This window comes from Enterobacter sp. Res13-Sevr-PEC09-46 (assembly GCF_015672585.1).
In the GTDB taxonomy this organism is placed as follows: Bacteria; Pseudomonadota; Gammaproteobacteria; order Enterobacterales; family Enterobacteriaceae; genus Enterobacter; species Enterobacter hormaechei_C.
In genome coordinates this window covers 611778-628725 of record NZ_JADABR010000005.1, presented here as the reverse complement: position 1 = coordinate 628725, position 16948 = coordinate 611778, and the positions used below count along the sequence as shown (strand labels likewise).

Below are 16948 nucleotides of genomic sequence, written 5' to 3'. Positions count from 1 at the left end.
AAACCCGGCTTTTACACTAAAGAAAATCAGTGAGCCGCTTCCGGCTTGTGCTTCGCCGCACTCTGGAAATCGTACGTCAGTTCGTTCTTCGCCTGATCCAGCCCCACCGTTACCTGGCCGCCGTCCACCAGCGAGCCAAACAGCAGCTCGTTCGCCAGCGGTTTCTTCAGGTTGTCCTGAATCACGCGCGCCATCGGACGGGCGCCCATCGCACGGTCGTAGCCTTTCTCAGCCAGCCAGTTGCGGGCCTCCTGGCTCACTTCCAGCGACACGCCTTTCTGATCCAGCTGAACCTGCAACTCGACGATGAACTTGTCCACCACCTGATGAATCACCTCGGTAGACAGATGATCGAACCAGATAATGTTGTCCAGACGGTTACGGAACTCCGGCGTGAAGATCTTCTTGATCTCTTCCATCGCATCGGTGCTGTTATCCTGGTGGATCAGGCCGATGGATTTACGCTCGGTTTCCCGCACCCCGGCGTTGGTGGTCATCACCAGCACCACGTTGCGGAAATCGGCCTTGCGCCCGTTGTTATCGGTCAGCGTCCCGTTGTCCATCACCTGCAACAGGATGTTGAACACGTCCGGGTGCGCTTTCTCGATTTCATCGAGCAGCAGTACCGCGTGCGGGTGCTTGATAACCGCGTCCGTAAGCAGGCCGCCCTGGTCAAAGCCCACGTATCCCGGAGGCGCACCAATCAAACGGCTGACGGTATGACGCTCCATATACTCGGACATATCAAAGCGCAGCAGCTCAATGCCCAGCGCTTTGGAGAGCTGAACCGTCACCTCGGTTTTACCCACCCCGGTCGGGCCGGCGAACAGGAAGGAACCAACCGGCTTGTGGTCATGCCCCAGGCCAGCACGGGCCATCTTGATCGCTTCGGTTAAGGCCTCAATGGCTTTATCCTGACCAAAGACCAGCATTTTCAGGCGATTGCCGAGGGTGCGCAGCGTATCACGGTCGCTCTGAGAAACGCTCTTCTCAGGAATACGCGCGATGCGGGCCACCACGGACTCGATATCCGCCACGTTCACGGTTTTCTTACGCTTGCTGGCTGGCATCAGGCGTGCACGCGCACCCGCCTCATCAATCACGTCGATCGCTTTATCCGGCAGATGACGATCGTTGATGTATTTCACCGCCAGCTCCACCGCCGCACGTACCGCTTTCGCGGTGTAACGCACGTCGTGGTGCGCTTCGTACTTAGTTTTCAGGCCATTGATGATCTGCACCGTTTCGTCAACCGACGGCTCGGTCACGTCGATTTTCTGGAAACGACGCGCCAGCGCACGATCCTTCTCAAAGATGTTGCTGAACTCCTGGTACGTCGTGGAGCCCATCACGCGGATCTTGCCGCTGGAGAGCAGCGGTTTGATCAGGTTAGCGGCATCCACCTGGCCACCGGAGGCCGCACCTGCGCCGATGATGGTGTGGATCTCATCGATAAACAGGATGCTGTTGGTGTCCTGCTCCAGCTGTTTTAACAGCGCTTTGAAACGTTTTTCGAAATCACCGCGGTATTTGGTGCCCGCCAGCAGCGAGCCAATATCCAGCGAGTAGATGGTGCAGTCGGCAATCACTTCCGGCACGTCGCCCTGCACAATGCGCCAGGCCAGCCCTTCGGCAATCGCGGTTTTACCCACGCCAGATTCCCCCACCAGCAGCGGGTTGTTCTTACGGCGGCGGCACAGCACCTGGATGGCACGCTCCAGCTCTTTGTCGCGACCAATCAGCGGGTCGATACCGCCAACGCGAGCAAGCTGGTTAAGGTTGGTGGTGAAGTTTTCCATACGATCCTCCCCGCCTGCTTGCTCTTCATTGCTGTTGATCTGTCCGCTGGGATCCGATGCCTGGTTAGGCTCATCTTTTCGCGTTCCGTGAGAGATGAAGTTGACCACGTCGAGCCGGCTGACTTCGTGTTTACGCAGCAGGTAGGCCGCCTGGGACTCCTGCTCGCTGAAGATGGCGACCAGAACATTGGCGCCAGTCACTTCGCTACGTCCGGAAGACTGGACGTGGAAAACCGCGCGCTGCAACACGCGCTGGAAGCTGAGCGTCGGCTGCGTGTCGCGCTCTTCTTCACTGGCTGGCAGCACCGGTGTAGTTTGTTCGATGAAGGCTTCGAGTTCCTGACGTAGCGCCACCAGATCCACGGAGCAGGCTTCCAGCGCTTCGCGGGCAGATGGGTTGCTAAGCAGTGCGAGCAGCAGGTGCTCGACGGTCATAAACTCATGTCGGTGCTCACGCGCTCTGGCGAAAGCCATGTTTAAACTGAGTTCCAGTTCTTGATTGAGCATAGGCACCTCCCCCAATTTTATGCCTTATCAGGCCTTTTCCAGCGTACACAGCAACGGATGCTCGTTCTCCCTTGCATAGTCGTTCACCATCGCTACTTTGGTTTCCGCAACCTCGGCAGTAAAGATGCCGCAGATCGCTTTGCCACGATAATGAACGGTAAGCATCAGTTGCGTTGCACGTTCAACATCATAAGAAAAGAACTTTTGTAGCACGTCAATAACAAATTCCATCGGCGTGTAATCATCGTTCATTAACATAACTTTATACATAGATGGCGGTTTTAGCGCGTCGCGCACTTTATCTTCCGCCAGCTGGTCAAAATCCAGCCAATCGTTGGTCTTACCCATTATGCATAACCACTTTGAATCTACCTCAGATGTTAGATAACAATCATCTATTACTGTCATCCGCGATGTCTGTCACAAACTGTTGCAATAGCGTTAACTGCCTCAAATTTTGGTTGATTATTGTCCCAACTCCAGCGCCAAACGCTTGACGGCTTCTTCCGTTTCTCTAAATTGTACAAGCGTGAGTTGGCGAGGTTTTGAACAGCCCCCACTCCACCACCGGTTCATTCCATCTTAATTTATAAGATTTACGAAGGATGTCGAAGCATGGAAATGGGTACTGTTAAGTGGTTCAACAACGCCAAGGGGTTTGGCTTCATTTGCCCCGAAGGCGGCGGCGAGGATATCTTCGCTCACTATTCCACCATTCAGATGGATGGTTACAGGACGCTCAAAGCCGGGCAGTCCGTCCGGTTCGATGTACACCAGGGGCCAAAAGGCAATCACGCCAGTCTTATCGTGCCCGTTGAAGCAGAAACGGTTGCATAGCTCTCTGATTCATTGTGTACACCCCGCAGGCAAAATGCCAGCCCGATCGGCTGGCATTTTTATTTTCGGGTTATTCCCGCGCCAGCGCATCCACCGGATCCAGCCGCGCGGCGTTTCGTGCCGGCAGCCAGCCAAACAAAATGCCGGTAAAGGTGGAGCACAAAAACGCGGTGAGGATCGCCATCGGTGAGAAGCCAATCTCCCACCCCGGTAAAAAGAGCTGGAGCGCGAAGGCGATCATCATCGAGAGCGCAATCCCCATCGCGCCTCCCACCAGACACACCAGCACCGCTTCAATCAAAAATTGCTGGAGCACATCGCTGGCTCTGGCCCCGACCGCCATGCGAATGCCGATCTCCCGCGTACGTTCGGTCACCGACACCAGCATAATGTTCATCACCCCTATCCCGCCGACGACCAGCGAAATCACCGCCACCAGCGTCAGGAACAGCTGAAGAGTACGTGTGGTCTTTTCGGCCGTTTTCAAGAGGCCGTCCATGTTCCAGGTGAAGAAATCCTTTTTCCCGTGGCGCAACGTTAACAGCCGCTCGAGCTGCTGTTCCGCCAGCGCGCTGTCGTAGCCCTCTTTCACTCGCACGGTAATGGAGTTGAGCCAGGACTGTCCCATAATGCGCCCGGAAATGGTGCTGTACGGCAGCCAGACGCGCAGGATCTTGCTGCTGCCAAACATGGACTGTTTCTCTTCCGCCACACCAATCACCGTGGCGGGCATGTTACCCACCAGGATCACTTCCCCCACCACACGGGTTTTATTGGGGAAAAGCTGTCTGCGCGAGTTAGCGTCTAACACCACCACCTGCGCCCTGCCCGCCAGCTGTTCCGCGTTGAAGGTCGCCCCTTCGCTGAAGGTCATGCCGTAGACGTTGAAGTAATCTCCGCTGACGCCGTTAGCGCTGGCCGCCACGTCGATGTTGCCGTAGCGCAGACGAAGGTTTTGCGACACGGCAGGCGTGGCGGAGTTCACCCACGGCTGCTTCTGAATAGCCGCCAGATCGTCGTATTTCAGCGCCTGCTGATACTGCGGCTCGTCGTCGCCAAAATCTTTGCCGGGGTAAACGTCGATGGTGTTAGTCCCGATGGCGCGAATATCCGCCAGCACCAGCTGTTTCGCCGCATCGCCCACCACCACAATCGACACCACCGAGGCAATACCGATAATGATGCCGAGCATGGTCAGCAGGGTGCGCATTTTGTTGGCCGCCATCGCCAGCCAGGCCATGGTCAGCGCTTCACGAAAGCCGCTGGAGAACTGTCCCCAGCCGGTGGACGCAGGTAAGGCTTCTTTCGGCGCCGCCGCTCTGGACTGACGTGGCGGCGGGTTGCTGACCAGCTCGCCGTCGTGGATCTCAATGATGCGTTCCGCCTGCGCTGCCACCTGCGGATCGTGGGTGACAATAATCACCGTATGCCCCTGATCGCGCAGCTGATGCAGGATCGCCATCACCTCTTCACCGGAATGGCTGTCGAGCGCACCGGTTGGCTCATCAGCGAGGATCACCTGTCCGCCGTTCATCAGCGCACGGGCAATACTCACGCGCTGCTGCTGACCGCCGGAAAGCTGCGAAGGCTGATAATCAACACGCTCCTCCAGCCCAAGACGCGTTAACAGCGCCTTCGCGCGTTCAAGGCGTTTTTTGCGCTCGACGCCCGCATACACCGCCGGCACCTCCACGTTCTGCGCCGCGCTCAGGTGTGAAAGCAGATGGTAACGCTGAAAAATAAAGCCAAAATGCTCGCGACGCAGCTTCGCCAGCGCGTCGCCGTCCAGGGTGGAAACATCCGTCCCGGCCACGCGATAGGTGCCGCTGGTGGGCTTATCCAGACAGCCAAGAATGTTCATCAGCGTTGATTTACCCGAGCCCGACGCCCCGACAATCGCCACCATCTCACCGGCTTCAACGCGCAGGGAGATGCCCTTCAGCACCTCCACCGGCCCGTCGCCGGACGGATAGCTGCGACGAATGTCATTCAGCTCAAGCAGCGCCGTCATTGCGCGGCTCCGGGCAGGGTTTCGCTGGTGACCACTTCCTCACCCTCTTCCAGCCCTTTTACCACCACCACATCGGTGTCGTTACGTGCGCCAATCACCACTTCCCGCTCGCGGGTTTCGCCGTTGCGCAGCACTTTCACCTTGTAGCGATTGTCCCCGGCGGATTCACCCAGCGCGGAGAGCGGAACTGTCAGCACGTTTTTCACGCCGGTCAGCTGGATATGCACCTGGGCGGTCATGTCCAGCCGCAGCACGCCCTGCGGGTTTGGCACCTCAAAACGCGCATAGTAGAAGATGGCGTCGTTGACCTTCTCCGGCGTCGGCAGGATATCTTTCAGCACCCCTTCATAGCGGGTTTGCGGATCGCCCAGCACCGTAAACCAGGCTTTCTGCCCCGGCTTAAGGTGAATGACGTCCGCTTCGGATACCTGGGCTTTCACCAGCATGGTGCTCATATCCGCCAGGGTCAGGATGTTCGGCGCCTGCTGCGCGGCGATGACCGTCTGGCCTTGCAGGGTGGTTATCTGCGTCACTTCCCCGGCCATTGGCGCAACGATTTGCGTGTAATCGAGGTTGGTTTTCGCCGTATCCAGCGAGGCCTGATTCCGTTTGATTTGCGCATCGATGGTGCCAATCTGCGCCTGCTTCACCGCCAGCTCCGTGGCGGCTGTGTCCAGATCCTGTTTCGAGATAGACTGCGTTTTCGCCAGCGCCTGCTGGCGCGTCAGGGTGACCTGAGCGAGATTACGCTCCGCCTGAGCCTGCGCGCGCTGCGCGCGCAGCTCCATCAGCGTCGCTTCCACTTCGCGGATTTGGTTTTGCGCCTGCTCAGGATCGATCACGCCCAGCAGCTGGCCTTTTTTAACCTTATCGCCAATCTCAACTGACAGGGTTTTAAGCTGACCGCTGACCTGCGCGCCCACGTCAACCTTACGCAGGGCATCCAGTTTCCCCGTCGCCAGCACGTTTTGTTGCAGCTCGCCAGGACGAACAATCAGCGTTTGATACTGTGGTACCGGCGCGTTCAGTACCTTCCATAACCAGAATCCGCCCGCTAACACCACTACCGCCAGCAGCAGAAACAGCTTTCTGCGTTTTCCCTTCAGGTTCATAAATATTCCAAATAATTGTTCTGGCTATCATCACCGTTGATTTTATCTAAACCACTCCTCAACGAAACCCCCGATCCCCGTAATCGTCGGGAATTGTTTACCCGATGTTGATAAAGCGCCTGCTGAAATAGCGATATTCCACCAGAAGCAGGATCTAACATGTCTTCCATCGTCGATACACCCTATTCAACGCTGCCCCAGCCTAAATCGGGCTGGCAACTATTTAAAAGCCTGGCATCGGGTTCCCTCACGCCGGGGCTGGCGTGGCAAAATCCGGCCTATCGACGTAAGTTTATGTTGCGCTCGCTGGCAACGCCGTTCACCACTGCGCGCCTGCTCGGAGATCTTGCAAAACAGCCCCGTCTGATGCAGATCCTGCGCGTGCAGCCCGGCCTGCCGTGCCGCCTGCACCGGCCGTGGCTGACCGTCGATATGGGCCGTCAGACTACGCTGGACGCATTGAACGATCACTATGAGATGATGAGCCGCCATCTTCCGGCGTCGCTGCTGAACGGTTACCTCTCCAGCCAGGGCATTATGCTGGTGACGTTAACGGGCAAAGAGGAGCAGCAGTTTAGCGTTCGCCTGAACGCGGATGCGTTTCTGGACAAAGAAGGGGAAGCGACCCTCACTTTTTGCGACCACCAGAACACGGTGCTGGCCGAGCTGACCTTTACGCTGTGCACATACCAGGGCAAGCCAACGCTCTTCATCGGCGGAATGCAGGGGGCGAAAGCGCATGTCCCGCACGAGCACATTCAGCTGGCGACCAAAGCCTGTCACGGACTGTTCCCAAAACGTCTGCTGGTTGAAGCGGTCATGACGCTGGCAGGCGCCTTCCCGGTCGAGCAGATCCTCGCGGTGAGTAACGCCACCCACATCTACCGCAGCTGGCGCTATCGCAAGAAAAAAGAGGGAAAATTGCTGGCTGACTATGACAGCTTCTGGCGCTCCCTTGGCGGACAGCAGCAGGATAACGGCAACTTTGCCCTGCCGCTGACCATGCCACGCAAACCGATGGAAGAGATTGCGAGTAAAAAACGGTCCGAATACCGCCGCCGCTATGCCCTGCTTGATAGCCTGATCCAACAGGTTTCGCAGGCGACTGCCCGTTAATCGGCCCTCCCGCGAGCCAGCCAGAGGACGCGGGAGAACATTTTACGCAGCAGCGTAGGCACCGACTCCACGCCTCGCCTGCCCGCTTCCGTCGCAACTTCAATGGCCAAATCCGGTTTTGACGACCGATGGATAGCTTTGGCAATCACCCGGCGCATATTCATGGGCACATCTACCGGGATCATCGCCACGCGGTGAAAGACGTCGTCAAATCCCTGGCGGTACATAAAGTGCTCCATGTCCATCGCAGGCAGCGCGGTCAGATGTTCCCGCTCCTCTTCACGATCGTTATTGAGCAGGCTGCGCACGGTCGCCGCATATTTTTTACCCGCCTCATCGCCATCCACCAGTACGTGCCACTCTATCCCCATCCGGCGCGCAAATTTGATCAGCGGTTTTAAGCCAGACTGAGCAAATTCGATCACTTTGATCCCTTCGGCGTCAAAGTGGTGTCCGCACTGGCGAGCCAGCTCGTTTATCACCCAGGTTTCCGTTTCCCCCTCCACCAGCAACCAGCAGCGGGCAAACAGGGAAGAGGCACGGTTAAAACGGATATGAAACGCAATCCGTCGGCCATCTTCGGCATTTAACCCGCCGGGCCCGAGCCGGTAGGCGGTGACCCGCGAGGATTCACGCACCAGGCGGCAGACATACTCCACCGGCGTCAGGGAGAGCAGCTCTCCGGAATTCGTGGTGGTGACTCGCTGCAACGGCAGCAAATTAAGAAGATGCCACGCCACGGAAAGCATAATCGGGTGCAGCCGCGTTTCCGGATCTTCCACCAGCAGCAGCGGGCGCGCGTCCCGATCCAGGCGCACCGTCCCTTTCGCCTGTAAAAGCGTGGAGAATAATCCCAGCAGGATCACCCGATGCGTGCGCCCGCCGGGGCGGTCGATCATGCGGTTGATAATATCGAGATAGCGCCAGCTTCGTTGTTCATCGTGCGAGCGGCGACGCATCAGACGGTGGCGCGCCTGCCCCGTTCCCTGCTCGGAGAAATAGTGCTCCAGCAGTTGCACCATGGCAGACAGTCCCTGACGGATCTGGCCGTCGGTGAGGTTCTGCGGCCGTGAGACCAGTTCACGGGCGAGGAAATCCAGTTCGCGGGCGGTCACCTCCACCTCGGGCATATTCGGCACGGTGCCGTTACGGATCCGCCGCATAAAGCGCGCGTCTCGTAAGCGCAGCACGGGGGAGAGGCGGATAAGATGGCGGGCAAGCTCGTCAATATTATCGAGCGGGATCGGATTTCCCTTCTCATCAAGAAATTCACGCAGGGTTAACACCCCGTCGTTTTGCGCCATTTCGCCCTCAAGGCGATAGAAAATACGCTGGAAACCATCTTCACAGGGCACCCAGCAGGGCGACATAGGGCGAAAACGACGCACGCGATGGCGACCGGGCTCGGATTCGCGGAAGGTCAGAATGATATGCAGGTGTTTCTCGCGTCCGTTGACATCCCCTGGCGGAAACCAGAAGTCATCATGAACGAAGTGGTACAAGTTCTCTTCGGGCGAAAGCAGCAGCGTCAGGGCATCCAGCAGGCTGGATTTACCCCAGGCATTTTCGCCTATCAGGACGTTGTTCTGTTCCAGTTGCAGCGACAGGCGGTTAATCCCGCGAAACCCGACAATCTCCACACGTTCGAGTAGCATACATCCCCCGCAATTCGGCCACTTTTTCCTTCAAGTTATCAGCAGTATAGCGGCAGGCTGTGGGTCACGACAGCAGAATATACGCCCCCTTAATTATTGGGCTATGCTCTTATTACCTCCGATCTGAACAAGGATTGACATCACATTGCCTTAAATCAAATTTAGTGAATTTATTTGAGTGGCGAAGGGATGTTGATGGTTTCAAAATACTGGCTCTTTGAGTCGTCATCCCTTTATGGCGATATAACCCGCGCGCAGGAATGGGCGCGGACGTTTATTATTGAGGTGGTTATGTTCAGAAAATTAGCGGCAGAATGCTTTGGTACATTCTGGCTGGTGTTTGGTGGCTGCGGTAGCGCAGTACTGGCAGCCGCATTTCCGGAATTAGGTATTGGCTTTGTCGGCGTCGCGCTGGCATTCGGTTTAACTGTATTAACCATGGCATTCGCCGTGGGGCATATTTCCGGCGGTCATTTCAACCCGGCCGTCACATTAGGATTATGGGCGGGCGGACGTTTCCCGGCGAAAGATATTATTGGCTATATTATTGCCCAGGTTATTGGCGGTATTATTGCCGCGGCGGTGCTGTACGTAATTGCCAGCGGAAAAGCCGGGTTTGACGCCGCGGCCAGCGGATTTGCGTCGAACGGCTTCGGCGAACACTCTCCAGGCGGCTACTCGATGCTGTCTGCCATCGTGATTGAAATTGTGCTCACCGCAGGCTTCCTGTTGGTGATCCACGGCGCAACGGACAAATACGCGCCTGCGGGCTTTGCCCCCATCGCTATTGGTCTGGCGTTGACGCTGATCCACCTCATCTCCATTCCGGTGACCAACACCTCCGTTAACCCGGCGCGCAGCACCGCGGTGGCTATTTTCCAGGGCGGCTGGGCGCTTGAACAGCTGTGGCTGTTCTGGGTGATGCCAATTATCGGCGGTATTCTGGGCGGCGTGCTGTATCGCACCCTGCTGGAAAAACGCGATTAATTAAGTGCGGTCTGTAATGTCGGGTGGCGCTAAAGCTTACCCGACCTACGTTAGTGTGCACTTTGTAGGCCGGGTAAGGCGCAGCCGCCACCCGGCTTTTTTTGTAGCTTTACCTCACAGCCTTTATTGGGTAGTGTCTCTGGCGCTTAACTGATACTCAAAAGGACCGGCTGTTCATGTTCTCAGGACTCCTCATCATTCTTCTGCCCCTGATTGTGGGCTACCTTATTCCGCTGCGTCATGAATCGGCCTTAAAGCTTATTAATCGCTTTCTCAGCTGGATTGTTTACGTCATTCTGTTCTTTATGGGGATCAGCCTGGCCTTCCTGGATAATCTGGCGACGAACTTGCTTTCCATCCTGCATTATTCTGCGGTTACGGTAGTGGTTATTCTGCTGTGCAATATTGCTGCGCTGTTCTGGCTGGAACGCACTATTCCCTGGAAAAATCACCACCATCAGGAAAAGCTTCCCTCCCGTATTGCGATGGCGCTGGAATCATTAAAACTGTGCGGCGTGGTGGTACTCGGTTTTTTACTGGGTCTGACCGGCTGGGCATTTTTACAGTACGCAACGGAAGCCAGCGAATATACGCTTATTTTCCTGCTCTTCCTGATTGGTATTCAGCTGCGAAATAATGGCATGACGCTGAAACAGATTGTCCTTAACCGCCGGGGCATGATGGTTGCCGTTATCGTTGTGGCCAGCTCACTGGCGGGGGGAGTGATTAACGCCTTTATTCTCGATCTGCCGCTGAAAACCAGCCTGGCGATGGCGTCCGGTTTCGGCTGGTATTCGCTCTCCGGTATTCTGCTGACCGAATCGTTTGGTCCGGTGATCGGCAGCGCCGCCTTCTTTAACGATCTGGCGCGCGAGCTGATAGCCATCATGCTGATCCCCGGCCTGGTACGCCGCAGCCGCTCTACCGCGCTGGGCCTGTGCGGGGCCACCTCAATGGACTTTACCCTGCCGGTGTTACAGCGCTCGGGAGGGCTGGAGATGGTCCCTGCCGCCATCGTACACGGCTTTATTCTGAGCCTGCTGGTCCCCATCCTGATGGCGTTCTTCTCAGCCTGATACTGCTTTGGCGGTAGTGAACCTGCCGCCAAAATTGCGCTAAATCAATAACCCTCCACTTAGTATAAGAAAGCACTTTTCTCTGTTGTGGCACAGGCATAACCTTAAACATGTATCTCAAATATAACTTTAACAGGTGTGATTATGTTTTGTGTGCAATGTGAACAAACCATCCGTACCCTGGCAGGCAACGGCTGCTCTTACGCGCAGGGTATGTGCGGCAAAACCGCAGAAACGTCCGATCTTCAGGATCTGCTGATTGCGACGCTGCAAGGCTTGTCCGCCTGGGCCTTCAAAGCCCGTGAATATGGCATTGTCGATCACTATGTCGACAGCTTCGCGCCACGCGCATTTTTCTCCACGCTGACTAACGTTAACTTCGATTCTCCACGCATTGTGGGCTATGCCCGCGAAGCTATTGCCCTGCGTGAAGCCCTGAAAGCGCAGTGCCTGAATGCCGACGCCAGCGCCCGCGTGGACAACCCGATGGCGGAGCTACAGCTGGTGAGCGACGACCTGGGCGAGCTACAGCGTCAGGCCGCAGAATTTACTCCCAATAAAGACAAAGCGGCGATTGGCGAAAACATCCTCGGCCTGCGCCTGCTGTGCCTGTACGGTCTGAAAGGTGCTGCGGCCTATATGGAACACGCGCACGTACTCGGCCAGTACGACAACGCTATTTACGCCCAGTACCACAAAATCATGGCCTGGCTGGGCACCTGGCCTTCCGATATGAACGCCCTGCTGGAATGCTCGATGGAAATCGGCCAGATGAACTTCAAAGTGATGAGCATTCTGGATGCCGGTGAAACCAGCACCTACGGCCACCCAACGCCAACGCAGGTCAACGTCAAAGCGACCGAAGGCAAATGCATCCTGATCTCCGGTCATGACCTGAAAGATCTCTACAACCTGCTGAAGCAGACCGAAGGCACCGGCGTTAACGTTTATACCCACGGCGAAATGCTGCCCGCGCACGGTTACCCGGAGCTGCGTAAATTTAAGCATCTGATCGGTAACTACGGCAGCGGCTGGCAGAACCAGCAGGTGGAGTTCGCCCGCTTCCCTGGCCCAATCGTCATGACCTCTAACTGCATCATCGACCCGACCGTCGGCGCGTATGACGACCGTATCTGGACCCGCAGCATCGTCGGCTGGCCGGGCGTGAGCCACCTTGAAGGCGACGATTTCGGTCCGGTTATCGCTCAGGCGCAGCAGATGGCAGGCTTCCCGTACAGCGAAATTCCGCACCTCATCACCGTCGGTTTTGGTCGTGAAACCCTGCTGGGTGCGGCGGATTCCCTGATTGACCTCGTCAGCCGTGAAAAACTGCGTCACATCTTCCTGATCGGCGGCTGTGACGGCGCGCGCGGGGAACGTAACTACTTCACCGATTTCGCCACCCGCGTACCGGAAGACTGTCTGATCCTGACCCTGGCCTGCGGTAAGTACCGTTTCAACAAGCTGGACTTCGGCAACATCGAAGGTCTGCCGCGCCTGGTGGATGCGGGTCAGTGTAACGATGCGTATTCAGCCATCATTCTGGCGGTCACGCTGGCAGAGAAACTGGGCTGCGGCGTGAACGATCTGCCGCTGTCGCTGGTGCTCTCCTGGTTCGAGCAGAAAGCGATCGTTATCCTGTTGACCCTGCTCTCTCTCGGCGTGACCAACATCGTCACCGGGCCGACCGCGCCAGGCTTCCTGACGCCGGACCTGCTGGCCATCCTGAACGAGAAATTTGGTCTGCGTTCCGTGACCAACGTTGAAGATGATATGAAGCAACTGCTGAGCGCGTAAGGAGTAACTCATGACCATGCCAACCTCACAATGTCCGTGGCGGATGCAGGTTCATCACATCCATCAGGAGACGCCGGATGTGTGGACGCTGTCGCTGCTGTGCCATGACTATTATCCGTACCGCGCGGGCCAGTATGCGCTGGTGAGCGTGCGTAATTCGGCGGATACTCTGCGCGCCTACACGATCTCCTCCACGCCGGGCGTGAGCGAGTACATTACGCTCACCGTTCGTCGTATTGATGACGGCGCAGGATCCGAGTGGCTGACCCGGGACGTGAAGCGCGGGGATTACATCTGGCTGTCTGATGCGCAGGGCGAGTTTACCTGTGACGACAAGACGGAAGATAAATTCCTGCTGCTGGCGGCGGGTTGTGGCGTGACGCCGATTATGTCGATGCGTCGCTGGCTGGCGAAATACCGTCCTCAGGCCGACGTGCAGGTGATTTTCAGCGTTCGTTCCCCGGAAGATGTGATTTTTGCCGAAGAATGGCGCAACTATCCGGTGACGCTGGTGGCCGAGCACAACGCGACGCACGGTTTTGTCGCGGGGCGCCTGAGCCGCGAGCTGCTGCAAAGCGTGCCGGATATTGCGAACCGCACCGTGATGACCTGCGGCCCGGCGCCGTACATGGAGATCGTGGAGAAAGAAGTGAAAGCGCTCGGCGTGACCCGCTTCTTCAAAGAGCAGTTCTTCACGCCTGTAGCGGAAGCGGCGACCAGCGGGATGAAGTTCACGAAGCTGCAACCGGCGCAGACCTTCTTTGGCCGCGTGGGCACCACGCTGCTTGAAGCGCTGGAAAGCAACAACGTACCGGTGGCAGCGGCCTGTCGCGCCGGGGTGTGCGGTTGCTGTAAGACCAAAGTGGTTTCCGGTGAGTACACGGTCACCAGCACCATGACGCTGACCGACGCGGAAATCGCGGAGGGCTATGTGCTGGCATGTTCGTGCCATCCGCAGGGCGATCTTGTCCTCGCATAATCTGTCGTGGTTCACCTGTAGGCCCGGTAAGCGTCAGCGCCACCGGGCTTTTTTGTCCGTGCAGGCCAGCTCATTTGCCTTTGTAACTCCTGTAGGCCCGGTAAGCGTCAGCGCCACCGGGCTTTTTGCCGGGCGGCACTACGTTTACCCGGCCTACATTGTGCCTACTGCCTGTGCGGCAGCCCGTTATTTGTTTGACTTTGCCAGGCACGTCGCGCAGAAAAACCACCTGGACTTAAAGAATACTGAGCAGGCAATACAGCGACTTTCTTCTAAGCTTGTAAGCGATATCACAAAAAGGAGACGGACAACCATGAAACAAACTGTGGCTGCATACATAGCGAAAACCCTTGAGCAGGCTGGCGTAAAGCGTATCTGGGGCGTCACTGGCGATTCTCTGAACGGACTCAGCGATAGCCTTAACAAGATGAAAACTATTGAGTGGATGCCCACCCGCCATGAAGAAGTCGCCGCCTTTGCCGCCGGTGCCGAAGCGCAGCTTACGGGTGAACTCGCCGTCTGTGCAGGTTCCTGCGGACCGGGAAACCTGCACCTCATCAACGGTCTGTTCGACTGTCACCGCAACCATGTTCCGGTGCTGGCGATTGCGGCTCACATTCCGTCATCTGAAATCGGTAGCGGCTATTTTCAGGAGACGCATCCGCAGGAGCTGTTCCGTGAATGCAGCCACTATTGCGAGCTGGTCTCATCGCCGGAGCAGATCCCACAGGTGCTGGCGATAGCCATGCGTAAGGCGATCCTGAATCGCGGGGTTTCGGTGGTTGTGCTGCCGGGGGACGTGGCGCTGAAGGCCGCACCTGAAACCGCCACCACCCACTGGTACTCTGCGCCCCAGCCAACCATTACCCCTGCCGAAGAAGAGCTGAAAAAGCTGGCACAGCTGCTGCGATACTCCAGCAATATCGCCCTGATGTGCGGCAGCGGCTGCGCCGGCGCGCATAAAGAGCTGGTGGAATTTGCCGGTAAGCTGAAGGCGCCAGTTGTGCACGCCCTGCGCGGGAAAGAGCACGTTGAATACGATAACCCGTACGATGTCGGCATGACCGGGCTGATCGGTTTTTCCAGCGGCTTCCACACCATGATGAACGCCGACACGCTGATCCTGCTCGGCACCCAGTTCCCGTACCGCGCGTTCTACCCGACGGATGCCAAAATTATCCAGATCGACATTAATCCCGGCAGCATCGGCGCGCACAGCAAGGTGGATATGGCGCTTATCGGCGATATCAAATCCACCCTCGCCGCCCTGCTGCCGCTGCTGGAAGAAAAAACGGACCGCAAATTCCTCGATAAAGCCCTGAGCGATTATCGCGATGCGCGCAAGGGGCTGGACGATCTCGCCAAACCGAGCGAAAAAGCGATCCACCCGCAGTATCTGGCGCAGCAGATCAGCCACTTCGCCGACGACGATGCCATCTTCACCTGCGACGTAGGAACGCCCACCGTCTGGGCCGCGCGCTATCTGAAAATGAACGGCAAACGTCGCCTGCTTGGGTCGTTCAACCATGGCTCAATGGCCAACGCCATGCCGCAGGCGCTGGGTGCAAAGGCGACGGTACCGGAACGTCAGGTGGTGGCGATGTGCGGCGACGGCGGGTTCAGTATGCTGATGGGGGATTTCCTGTCGGTGGCGCAGATGAAGCTTCCGCTCAAAATCGTGGTCTTTAACAACAGCGTTCTGGGCTTCGTGGCGATGGAGATGAAGGCCGGAGGCTACCTCACGGACGGCACCGAACTGCACGACACCAACTTCGCCCGCATCGCCGAAGCCTGCGGTATCACCGGTATTAGGGTGGAGAAAGCCTCAGAGGTGGACGACGCCCTGCAACGCGCCTTCGCCATCGACGGCCCGGTGCTGGTGGATGTGGTGGTCGCCAAAGAAGAGCTGGCGATCCCGCCTCAAATCAAGCTGGAACAGGCCAAAGGTTTTAGCCTCTACATGCTGCGCGCCATCATCAGCGGGCGCGGTGACGAAGTGATCGAACTAGCAAAAACCAACTGGCTCAGGTAAAACATTTCACAAGACCTCTTAAATTAAAGGGATGTGAAATGATTGATTTACGTAGTGATACCGTTACCCGTCCGGGCCGCGCCATGCTCGAAGAGATGATGGCCGCCCCGGTCGGGGACGACGTCTACGGCGATGACCCGACGGTCAACGAACTCCAGCGCTATGCGGCAGAGCTGAGCGGTAAAGAGGCTGCCCTGTTCCTGCCCACCGGCACGCAGGCTAACCTGGTGGCGCTGCTCAGCCACTGCGAGCGCGGCGAGGAGTATATCGTCGGCCAGGGGGCGCATAACTACCTGTACGAAGCCGGCGGTGCGGCGGTGCTTGGCAGCATCCAGCCGCAGCCGATCGATGCCGCACCCGACGGTACGCTGCCGCTGGACAAAGTCGCGGCGAAAATCAAAGCCGACGATATTCACTTCGCCCGCACTAAACTGCTGAGCCTCGAAAACACCCATAACGGTAAAGTCCTGCCGCGCGAATACCTGAAAGCGGCATGGGACTTTACCCGCGAGCGTAAGCTCGGCCTGCACGTTGACGGCGCACGTATCTTCAACGCCGTGGTGGAGTACGGCTGCGAGCTGAAAGCGATCACCCAATATTGCGACTCGTTCACCATTTGCCTCTCTAAAGGGCTGGGTACGCCGGTAGGTTCCCTGCTGGTTGGCAGCGCGGACTACATCAGGCGCGCCAACCGCTGGCGCAAAATGACCGGCGGCGGGATGCGTCAGGCGGGTATTCTGGCGGCTGCCGGACTGTACGCCCTGAAAAATAACGTGTCACGCCTGAAAGACGATCACGACAATGCGGCGTGGATGGCAGCGCAGCTGCGTGAAATCGGCGCTGATGTCATGCGTCACGACACTAACATGCTGTTTGTCCGCGTCGGCGATGAGCATGCTGCCGCGCTGGGCGACTTTATGAAAGCCCGAGGCGTGCTGATTAACGCCTCCCCGGTCGTACGGCTGGTGATGCACCTTGACGTTAACCGCGAGCAGCTGACCGAGGTGGTGGAACACTGGCAGGCATTTTTACAGCGTTAA

13 protein-coding genes are annotated in these 16948 nt (G+C 57.4%); 8 read left to right on the top strand and 5 right to left on the bottom strand.

All coding sequences use genetic code 11. The annotated features are described in order from the left end of the window. Positions 1–26: 26 nt before the first annotated feature. Both clpA and clpS read right to left on the bottom strand, forming a co-directional pair. Positions 27–2306 carry an ATP-dependent Clp protease ATP-binding subunit ClpA gene (gene clpA, locus IMQ56_RS04235; protein ID WP_006809407.1) on the bottom strand — a complete coding sequence of 760 codons (2280 nt, stop codon included), beginning with the start codon at positions 2304–2306 and terminating at the stop codon, positions 27–29. Between the two features lie 27 nt (positions 2307–2333). Further along, entirely contained in the window at positions 2334–2654 is a 321-nt protein-coding gene (gene clpS, locus IMQ56_RS04230) for an ATP-dependent Clp protease adapter ClpS (protein ID WP_006174393.1), read from the bottom strand. Positions 2655–2921: 267 nt separating this feature from the next. On the opposite strand from clpS, the gene cspD reads away from it, so the two are divergent. Further along, positions 2922–3143: a cold shock-like protein CspD gene (gene cspD, locus IMQ56_RS04225; protein WP_006809408.1), complete on the top strand. Its 222-nt coding sequence runs from the start codon at positions 2922–2924 to the stop codon at positions 3141–3143. Positions 3144–3213: 70 nt separating this feature from the next. Here cspD and macB read toward each other — a convergent pair whose 3' ends face one another. Beyond that, positions 3214–5154: a macrolide ABC transporter ATP-binding protein/permease MacB gene (macB, locus tag IMQ56_RS04220; protein WP_045348970.1), complete on the bottom strand. Its 1941-nt coding sequence runs from the start codon at positions 5152–5154 to the stop codon at positions 3214–3216. Next, complete coding sequence (macA, locus tag IMQ56_RS04215; RefSeq protein WP_039271212.1) at positions 5151–6266, bottom strand: macrolide transporter subunit MacA; 1116 nt, start codon at positions 6264–6266, stop codon at positions 5151–5153. The genes macB and macA overlap by 4 nt, the downstream gene beginning before the upstream one ends. A 159-nt stretch (positions 6267–6425) precedes the next feature. Between macA and IMQ56_RS04210 the strand changes: the two genes are divergently transcribed. Further along, the gene (locus IMQ56_RS04210) at positions 6426–7382 is read left to right on the top strand and encodes a VirK/YbjX family protein (protein ID WP_196063692.1); all 957 of its coding nucleotides are present in this window, start codon (positions 6426–6428) and stop codon (positions 7380–7382) included. Here the strand turns inward: IMQ56_RS04210 and IMQ56_RS04205 are convergent. Continuing rightward, entirely contained in the window at positions 7379–9037 is a 1659-nt protein-coding gene (locus IMQ56_RS04205; protein WP_017693708.1) for an ATP-dependent endonuclease, read from the bottom strand. The genes IMQ56_RS04210 and IMQ56_RS04205 overlap by 4 nt on opposite strands. Before the next feature lie 291 nt (positions 9038–9328). Between IMQ56_RS04205 and aqpZ the strand changes: the two genes are divergently transcribed. From aqpZ to ltaE, 6 genes are all read left to right on the top strand, one after another. Further along, positions 9329–10024, top strand: coding sequence for an aquaporin Z (gene aqpZ / locus IMQ56_RS04200; RefSeq protein WP_026080729.1), 696 nt, complete (start codon positions 9329–9331; stop codon positions 10022–10024). A gap of 176 nt (positions 10025–10200) precedes the next feature. After that, the gene (locus tag IMQ56_RS04195; protein WP_196063693.1) at positions 10201–11100 is read left to right on the top strand and encodes a lysine exporter LysO family protein; all 900 of its coding nucleotides are present in this window, start codon (positions 10201–10203) and stop codon (positions 11098–11100) included. Between the two features lie 144 nt (positions 11101–11244). After that, positions 11245–12897: a hydroxylamine reductase gene (hcp, locus tag IMQ56_RS04190; protein WP_196063694.1), complete on the top strand. Its 1653-nt coding sequence runs from the start codon at positions 11245–11247 to the stop codon at positions 12895–12897. Positions 12898–12907: 10 nt separating this feature from the next. Next, a complete protein-coding gene (gene hcr, locus IMQ56_RS04185) occupies positions 12908–13876 on the top strand; it encodes an NADH oxidoreductase (protein WP_023303384.1) in 969 nt (322 codons plus the stop codon). A gap of 313 nt (positions 13877–14189) precedes the next feature. Further along, positions 14190–15908, top strand: coding sequence for a ubiquinone-dependent pyruvate dehydrogenase (poxB, locus tag IMQ56_RS04180; RefSeq protein WP_047735325.1), 1719 nt, complete (start codon positions 14190–14192; stop codon positions 15906–15908). Positions 15909–15946: 38 nt separating this feature from the next. Then, positions 15947–16948, top strand: coding sequence for a low-specificity L-threonine aldolase (ltaE, locus tag IMQ56_RS04175; RefSeq protein WP_023296208.1), 1002 nt, complete (start codon positions 15947–15949; stop codon positions 16946–16948).